This is a genomic window from Salinarimonas chemoclinalis (genome assembly GCF_041514305.1).
In the GTDB taxonomy this organism is placed as follows: Bacteria; Pseudomonadota; Alphaproteobacteria; order Rhizobiales; family Beijerinckiaceae; genus Salinarimonas; species Salinarimonas chemoclinalis.
In genome coordinates, this window is sequence record NZ_JBGMWH010000033.1 from 1 (window position 1) to 7965 (window position 7965).

Annotated in this window: 11 protein-coding genes; 10 read left to right on the plus strand and 1 reads right to left on the minus strand. The window is 65.7% G+C overall.

What is annotated here, in order from left to right; all coding sequences use genetic code 11:
- Positions 1-330: 330 nt before the first annotated feature.
- Positions 331-744, minus strand: coding sequence for a helix-turn-helix domain-containing protein (locus tag AB9M23_RS22425; RefSeq protein WP_372426925.1), 414 nt, complete (start codon positions 742-744; stop codon positions 331-333).
- A 114-nt stretch (positions 745-858) separates the two neighbouring features.
- On the opposite strand from AB9M23_RS22425, the gene AB9M23_RS22430 reads away from it, so the two are divergent.
- The 10 genes from AB9M23_RS22430 (at position 859) to AB9M23_RS22475 (ending at position 7867) form a co-directional block, all read left to right on the plus strand.
- Positions 859-1041 carry a helix-turn-helix domain-containing protein gene (locus AB9M23_RS22430; RefSeq protein WP_372426926.1) on the plus strand — a complete coding sequence of 61 codons (183 nt, stop codon included), beginning with the start codon at positions 859-861 and terminating at the stop codon, positions 1039-1041.
- Between the two features lie 224 nt (positions 1042-1265).
- Entirely contained in the window at positions 1266-2957 is a 1692-nt protein-coding gene (locus AB9M23_RS22435) for a transposase domain-containing protein (RefSeq protein ID WP_372426927.1), read from the plus strand.
- A gap of 61 nt (positions 2958-3018) precedes the next feature.
- Positions 3019-3810, plus strand: a complete 792-nt coding sequence (locus AB9M23_RS22440) for an AAA family ATPase (RefSeq protein ID WP_372426928.1) — start codon at positions 3019-3021, stop codon at positions 3808-3810.
- Positions 3811-3824: 14 nt separating this feature from the next.
- Complete coding sequence (locus AB9M23_RS22445) at positions 3825-4118, plus strand: hypothetical protein (RefSeq protein ID WP_372426929.1); 294 nt, start codon at positions 3825-3827, stop codon at positions 4116-4118.
- An 11-nt stretch (positions 4119-4129) separates the two neighbouring features.
- Positions 4130-4588, plus strand: a complete 459-nt coding sequence (locus AB9M23_RS22450; protein ID WP_372426931.1) for a DNA-binding domain-containing protein — start codon at positions 4130-4132, stop codon at positions 4586-4588.
- Positions 4585-5004 carry a regulatory protein GemA gene (locus AB9M23_RS22455; RefSeq protein ID WP_372426932.1) on the plus strand — a complete coding sequence of 140 codons (420 nt, stop codon included), beginning with the start codon at positions 4585-4587 and terminating at the stop codon, positions 5002-5004. The genes AB9M23_RS22450 and AB9M23_RS22455 overlap by 4 nt, the downstream gene beginning before the upstream one ends.
- Positions 5005-5272: 268 nt before the next feature.
- Positions 5273-5629, plus strand: coding sequence for a hypothetical protein (locus AB9M23_RS22460; protein ID WP_372426934.1), 357 nt, complete (start codon positions 5273-5275; stop codon positions 5627-5629).
- A complete protein-coding gene (locus tag AB9M23_RS22465; RefSeq protein ID WP_372426935.1) occupies positions 5626-6588 on the plus strand; it encodes a phage protease in 963 nt (320 codons plus the stop codon). Before AB9M23_RS22460 ends, AB9M23_RS22465 begins: the two co-directional genes overlap by 4 nt.
- The gene (locus tag AB9M23_RS22470) at positions 6588-7481 is read left to right on the plus strand and encodes a Mu-like prophage major head subunit gpT family protein (RefSeq protein ID WP_372426937.1); all 894 of its coding nucleotides are present in this window, start codon (positions 6588-6590) and stop codon (positions 7479-7481) included. The genes AB9M23_RS22465 and AB9M23_RS22470 overlap by 1 nt, the downstream gene beginning before the upstream one ends.
- 11 nt (positions 7482-7492) lie before the next feature.
- Positions 7493-7867 carry a hypothetical protein gene (locus AB9M23_RS22475; protein ID WP_372426936.1) on the plus strand — a complete coding sequence of 125 codons (375 nt, stop codon included), beginning with the start codon at positions 7493-7495 and terminating at the stop codon, positions 7865-7867.
- Positions 7868-7965: the final 98 nt, after the last annotated feature.

Below are 7965 nucleotides of genomic sequence, written 5' to 3' on the forward strand. Positions count from 1 at the left end.
CTGTGGGCGGCCAATTGGTTTTGACAAAGCGTGGGGCCGGCAGCAAGCGAAATCAATGCGTTAGAGGTCCGGTGCGGGACAGATGGTTTTAACAAAGCGTGGGATTCGGCGAGAGCACCCCACGCTTTAGGGAATGCTGATGTTTCAGGCCGCTGCGAAAAACCGCTATATCACAGTGACTTAGACGAAACATGGCGCGGCATGGGCAGCCCACGCTTTCCGGTGCGAGGCCGTCACTCGAGGAGCTGATGGAGAGCCGATCCGCTCGCAGTTGGAAACGCGTTTTGCGAATATTGAGCCGCGGCGCATTGCGCAAGGAGCATTCCCACATCAGTCAATCGGCGTCAGATGCTTGTATGCGTCCTCGGCGCTGTACCCGTATAACTTCATCAAACGATCTCTCATATCTACAACGTCACGATATTTCTCAAAGGTAAACCTCGAAACTTCAGTGCGCGGCCAGCCCTCATCGAGACGCTTGACAAGGATGCTGACAGCAATCTCGAAAGCTTTTGCATCAAAATCGGGTACGCTATCCCGCCCGCCGCGCCCGAGAACAATATAATCCAGGGACAGACGAAGCATAACCGACTGTTCGACAAGCAATTCGATTGGGATCGAATTGCGTGCCTTCCAGGAACCGAGCGTGGACGTCGATACCCGAAGATCAGCAGCGAGTTGGCGATCTGTAGTTGCGCGATAGGCATTCTTCAATCTTTGAAGAATTTCGGCGGCATTGATCACGCCTGAAAGGTCCTTTCGCTCCATTGACGTCAGCCCATTTTGCGTTTATTCCTTACGCAGATCGCGTACGGATGACACATGGAACCTATCCCAGAAAATCCCGGACCGCAATTGATGGCACGCGCGCGCGCCGGCTTTATCCTTCGCGGTGAAAGCCTCAGTGCGTGGAGTGCGCGCGAGGGGCTGAAGCGCCAGAACGTCGCCGCGGCTTTGAACGGGCGTTGGCGGGGGGCGAAGGCGCAGGAGATCATCCGGAAGGTGTTCGCGTACCTTCGCGCCAAGGACGTTGCCGGGTGATGGACGCCGTGTCACTCGCTCATCTAAAGCGCCTGGCGGCCGAGTGTGGGATGCCACGCGACACAAAGGCTCTAATCGCTCGGCTTGGACGTGCGGGTGCGCGCCGCGTCGGTTCGGCTTCGGTGCGCGGGGGGAGAACCCACCTGTACGCTTTGGCGTCCCTCCCCACCGCGTTCCGGGATCATCCCGAGCTGAGAGCCCTCTCAGAGCCCTCTGAGGCGCCCGTGCCGTTCGAGGTCTACATGCACGCGACGCCTTCTCAGCGGGCCGAGGCGGATCGCCGCCGGGCCATGTGCGCGGACCTGGCGTCGCGGATCGAAGCCGGCGAGAGCAAGCAGGACGCCTATGCGGCCGTCGCCGTCGTCTTCGACGTGTCGGTGTCGACCGTGCGGAACGCCTGGCGCTGCGTCCGCGACCTTCACCCGGCGCATTGGCTTCCCGCGCTCGTCAAGGGCTATCGCGGGCGCGAGGCCGAAGAGGTGCACCCGGACGTACTCCGGTACTTCTTCAGCGACTACGGGCGCCAGGAAGCCCCGCAGCTTCAGGCCGTCTACGAACGCACGGTGCGAGCTGCTGCGCACAAGGGCTGGGGGCCGGTCCCGTCCGCGAAGACGCTGAAGCGTCGGTTCGAGGTGCTCCCGGCCGCCGTCAAGGTGCGCCTGCGCGAGGGCGACAAGGCCGCAGACGCCATGTATCCACACCAGGAGCGGGACCGGTCCGGCCTGAAGCCGCTCGACGGGCTCAACATGGACAGCCGTATCTGGGATATCCGGGTGGAGCTGCCGGACGGGCGTATCATCCGGCCCGTCATCACCCTGGCGCAAGACGAGGCGAGCAATCTCCTCCTCGGATACGAGGTTACGGAGACGGAAAGCTCGCATTCGTACCGGCGCGTCCTGTGTTCGATCTTCGAGACGTTCGGCATCTACAAGGCGGCGCGGTTCGACAACACGCGCGCAGCCGCCAACAAGGCACTGACGGCGGGAGCGAAGAAGCGCTTTCGCTTCACCGACCGGCCGGACGATATCGAGGGCATCCTGCCTCGCGTCGGCTGCACGCCTCGCTTCACGCTCCCCTACAACGGCCGGTCCAAGCTCATCGAGCGCGGCTTCGCCGAGGTGAAGGAGCGGACGGAAAAGCACCCCGCCCTCGCCGGTTGCTACACGGGCAAGTCGCCCGCGCACAAGCCGGAGAACTATGGTTCGCGCGCCGTGCCGCTCGCGACCTTCGAAGCGATCCTCCGCGAGGGCATCGAGCACTACAACACCCGCCGCGACCGCGCCTCGGCCGTCGCGTTCAAGCGATCGCACCGCGATGTCTTCGAAGAGGGCCTCGCATCCGTCCAGGTGCCGAAGCTCACGGCGGCTCAGAAGCGCTACTTCTTCTCGATCGCCGAGCGCCGGACGGTGACGCCGAGCGGATCCGTGAAGCTCGGCAAGGCGCCGCACGTGAACCGCTACTTCGCTTCCGAGCTGCAGGATCACGCCGGCCGAGAGGTCGTGGTCTGGTACAATCCCGACGACCTCGCCTCGCCGCTGTTGGTGGAGACGCTCGACGGGCGGCTGATCAGCGACCGCGTGCCGCTCCTCGAGAAGGGCGGCTTCGCGAGCGCAGACGCGGCCCGCCAGTACGCTCGCGGCCGGCGCCAAGCGCGCAAGGCCGAGCGCGATCGCATCGCCGCCTTGAAGCTCATGAGCGACGCCGAGCGCGCCGAGGCGCTGCCGCCGATCGTGCCGCTTACCGCTCCCGAGGCGTCCGTGGTGCGCCCGGCTACGGGCTTCGGCCGCTCGCCGAAGCGCGAGGGCGCCCCCGCGCCAGCCATGTCGGCGGCGCCGGATCACGACTTCCACAAGCTTCTCGCGATCGGCGCCAGGAAGGTCCAGGCCGAGCGCGAGCGTGGCCGGCTCGCCGGCTGAAAACGAGAAAGCCGGGAGCGCTTCACCGCTCCCGGCTCCCGAACCAACGCGGAAGGTGTCAATGGACAGGATCGACGATAGCGGCCTCTCGGAGGACCTTCAAGACGGGATGCGGCCGCGCAACCGGGATTATTTGGCGCGCGTGCGCGAGTTCGTCGCCACGCCTTCCGCCGAGGTGATCCTCGAGAAGGCGAACTTCGCGCACCGCAGTTACGAGATCGTGCCGATCGGTGGGCGGCCGGGCGTCGGCAAGACGCGGACGCTCCGGTACTACGCGGCGACCACGCCGCGCGTCTGGTACGTGCGGTTCTCCCCGGACACCACGAGCGTCTTCGCCGTGCTGTCCGAGATCGCCGAGGCGCTCGGCCTCGGCAACCTGCCTTCGCAGCCGGCGCCGGTGCGCCGCGCGATCGTGCACCGGCTCGCCGCCGGCCCTTCGCTTCTCATCTGCGACGAAGCGCAGAATCTCACGACGAAGGGGTTCGAGGAAGTCCGGGCCATCTTCGACCATCTCGAAGACGGCGACGGCTTCGGCATGGTGCTCGCCGGCCACCTCGACCTTCTCGACAAGGTGGCATCGCTTCCGCAGCTCGCCGGCCGCGCGGCTGCCGAGCTGCGCATCAGCGAGGCCAAGCCCGCCGACGTGGATGCGCTCCTCGCCGGCTGGGGCTTCGAGTGCGAGCACTCGCGGCAACTCCTCCGCAAGCAGGCGGGCCAGAAGAACGGCCTTCGCCGCATCGCCAAGGTCTTCGCGAGCGCGATCACGCTCGCCGAGGCGTTCGGGGCCGATCTGGCCTTCGAGCACATCGAACGCGCATGGCGCGGGTTCGATGGTCGTTCCACGACCAACTAGGAAGGAATGGACAGATGACGCAAGAGAACATCTTGAATTTGGACGATCTCTCGAAAGCTCAGCTTATCGGTCTGGTGCGGCACCACAGTCAAGCAATTGATCATCTGCTCGAGGTCAACAACGAGATGCTGCGGTGCTTTATCCAAGCGGACGGAAAGCCGATCCCGATGCCCGTCGAGGTCAACGAGGCCCTCAACCGTTGGAGCATGGCGATCAACGATGCACAGGCTATCTCGTTGGCCGAGGTCAATCGCATCGTATCGGGCGCGCCGCGCGGCGAGAACGCCCAGCGCAACAAGATGAACTGAGGGAGCAAACCATGCACGCGACTGTGGACAACGGAGCGGCGGCGGACATTCACGCGATCCGCCGGGCGCTCTTCGTGAAGGATCAGGCGAGCGAGGTCGCCAGCGGCCAGCGAGACGAACTCTCGCTCCGCGCTCAGAACGCGAGCCGCGCGCTTCGCGCCATCGCCACCATCGCCGAGGCTGGCGGCCGATACGCTCAAGCGGACGTTCTCAACGACGATTGGGCATCGCTGATGTACGTCTTCGGCACCTACCTCAACCCGGCCGACGCTGAGGAAGACGGCGAAGTCGCAGGGCTGGCGCGTGATGCGGCGGACTTCTTCGCCCGCCTCTTCTTCCGGCACGATGGTCCCTCGTTCGAGCACTGCTACAAGGAGCTGGAGCTGACGGCGGTGGCGAACGGATGGTACCTTCGAGGCCCCGACGTTCTGCGGAGAAGTGTCAACCGCATCATGGAGGTGACGTCGTGACGCCCGCACAGCTCTCTCTCGTCCACATCGCCCGCGAGCGCCTCGGCCTGGACGAGGCGACCTATCGCGCCGTGCTCGCCGATCGCGGCGGCGTCGCGAGCGCGCGGGACCTGGACCCGGCCGGCTTCGAGGCGGTGATGGCCTACTTCACCGCGTGCGGCTTCCGGTCGACCTGGACGCAGCGGACCTTCGGGACGCAGCGCGTCGGGATGGCGAGCCCGCGCCAGGTGGCGCTGATCAAGTCGCTCTGGCGCGAGGCCGGCGAGACCGATCCGAGCGCCCTGGATCGATGGTTCGAGCGCTCATATGGCGTGTCGTCGCTCCGCTTCGCCTCCCCGGAGGTCGCGGCGAAGGCGATCACGGGCTTGCGGGCGATCGTGCGACGCCGGAGCGCGGCGCTCACCGGAGCCGCCTGAGGACGCACGACGCGCCCTCCACGACCGGCGGGCCGGCCTCCCGCGCCGACCCGCCTCTTACCCGCCTCTTTCGGCTCTTATGTGGCGTCCGTCGGGCTTCCTCGCCCCATGCCGGTGACACAACGGTAATCCATGGGGAGCGTCTGTCCGGTCTCGCGCGCGGTCGCCGTCTTCCTCACCGCCGCCCCCGGACGCGCGTCCGGCTCCCTCTCCCCCGGAAACCTGTCTATCCATTGCCGTCGGCGGGTATCGCGAGAGGGCGGGACGAGTGGTCACGGACGGCCTGGACATATTCGGTCTGGTAGAACTGCTCGGCTTGCCACGCGCCGCTGACCTCAGCGCCGAGTTGGGCGGACGCAGTTGCTACGTGCCGCGCAGCCCAGGCTCTCCTCTCGTCCACTTCCTCACGGCGGCTGAACTCGCGCGGCTTCGGGACCAATGGGGAGGCGAGCAAATCGTCATCCCGAAATCGCAGCCCGTCGTAATCAGCAAGCTCTACTTCGTCGACGGGCTCGGAATGCCGGAGATCGGCGCGCGGCTCAATGCGCATGAGCGGACCGTCCGCCGAAACGTTTCCGCCGGCCCTCATCCGCTGGTGGAAGCCTACATGAGGTCGCTCCGATGAGCCCGCCCGCGCTCTTTCAGGCGGCGGCCGCGGCAGTGCAACTTCCGGCGAACGTACCGACGACGATCCATCTTCTACCCGCCGGCACGTTCCAGTGCGCGGATGGACGCGGACCCTTCACCGTCGCGAACGCGAGCGAGCTGATTTCGGCGTCGTTCGCCATCGCCGCCGGACAGACGCTCCCGATCGATTACGACCATGCCACCGACCTCGCAGCGCCAAAGGGCGGACCGGCGCCGGCGGCAGGATGGATCGCGAGCATGCACAGTCGCGCGGACGGGATATGGGGCGACGTCGAGTGGACGCCGGCCGCGACAGAACGCATCCGCAATCGAGAGTACCGCTTCATCTCGCCCGTCATCATGTTCGGCGCGGACGGACGGGTCCGCAGGATCGCGCGTGCATCCCTCACGAACAACCCGGCGCTTGTCGAGCTGACATCGCTCAACGCGCGCCGAGCCGAACCCGGAGCAGTAGGCATGACGATGGACCAATTCCTCGCGGAGCTGCGAAAGCTGCTCGAGCTGGATGATCCGGCTGCGGACCCGGCCGCCGTGATCGAGGCGATCAAGAGCATGAAGAAGGCGGGCGGTGTCGACCCGGCGAAATACGTGCCGATGAGCGTATTCCAGCAGACCGCAGCCGAGCTCGCCGCCGCGCATCAGGGGTGCTCGCTCCAGGCGGCACAGATGGCCGTCGACAAGGCTATCGAGGATGGCCGCCTCTTCGTCTTCATGAAGGATTGGGCGCTCGAGCTGTGCATGTCGAACCGCCCGGCTTTCGACAGCTTCGTCGACAACCTCGCCACGCCCGTCGCGGGGCTGGCCCAGATGCTGAAGAAGGCGGACGGCAACCAGATCCGCGATCCCGGCGCACGTGCGGGGCGTCGGGTCGATGAAGTTCACACCCGTCTCGGCCTTTCCCCCGACGACGTGGCCAAGTACGGAAAGGGCGCGTGATGCTGATCAACGCGAGCAATCTCGACCTCATCTTCAAGGGCTTCAACACGGCCTTCAACAAGGGCCTTTCGGAAGCGCCGTCGCGCTACCGCGACGTGGCGATGGTGGTTCCGAGCGAGACGGGCGAGACCGAATACGGATGGCTCGGCGAGACGCCGGCCATTCGGGAATGGCTCGGCGATCGGCACATCAACAGCCTGATGGCGTCGAGCTACACGATCAAGAACCGCCGCTTCGAGAGCACCGTTGCCGTTCAGCGGACCCAGATCGAGGATGACAAGTACGGCGTCATGTCGCCGGTCTACCAGAAGATGGGTCGCGATGCCGCGCTCTTCCCGGACAGCTTGGTGTTCGCCCTTCTCTCGGCCGGGTTTCACGAGCCCTGCTATGACGGACAGCCATTCTTCGATGCCGAGCACCGGGTGATCGCGGAGAACGGCGCGGACACTCTGGCTTCGAATTTTCAAGACGGCGAGGGTGAGCCGTGGTTTCTCCTGGATTGCAGCCAGCCGATCAAGCCGCTGATCTATCAGGAGCGCATTCCTTTCGAGTTTCAGCACGTCGACAAGCCGAGCGACCCGCACGTGTTCTTCCGGGACGAATACGTCTACGGTACACGCGGGCGCGGAAATGCCGGTTTCGGCCTCTGGCAGCTCGGCTTCGGCTCGAAGGCCGAGCTCAACGCCGTCAACTACGAGGCCGCGCGGGCCGCGATGCAGAACCGGCGAGGCGACAACGGCAAGCGTCTCGGGATCACGGCGACGCACCTCGTCGTGTCTCCGACGCTCGAAGGCAAGGCGCGCTCGCTGCTCGTCGCAACCCACCTCGCGAACGGGGCAACGAACGTCTGGTCCGGCTCGGCCGAGATGATCATGACGCCGTATCTCGGCTGAGGTCGCGAGCGATGACGCGCCACGACGCGAGCACTCCGGAGCGGCCGAGCCTGATCACGGCCGAGGAGTTCGAGACCGTTCTCGCGCTCCGCTCCGGGCGCGCCGTGGCGATCCCTCGCGAGGAGTACGAGCGCCTCGGCGGCACGCCGCACCTGGCGCCGGCCGAGGTCTACGAGCGCCTGGTGCGCGCGCGCCTGTCATGGCGCTCGCGGGTGATGCGCGACCGCGACGTGGCGCTGTTCGTCATCGCGCGGGCGACGACGGAATACCTTGACGACGTCCACGCGGCCGTCGTCCAATACTTCGGCGAGCGCCGCGCCCCCTCGCGGTCCGCGCTCGGCCGGTTCGTCGTCCACGTCCGGCGCGTCACAGAAGATCGGAAGTAATCGGCGAGGCTCACGGCGACCCGCGAAATCCCGCAGAAACCCGCCAATTCCCGTTAAAATCATCTGTCTGGAGTGTCAAAACCATCTGTCCATACAAA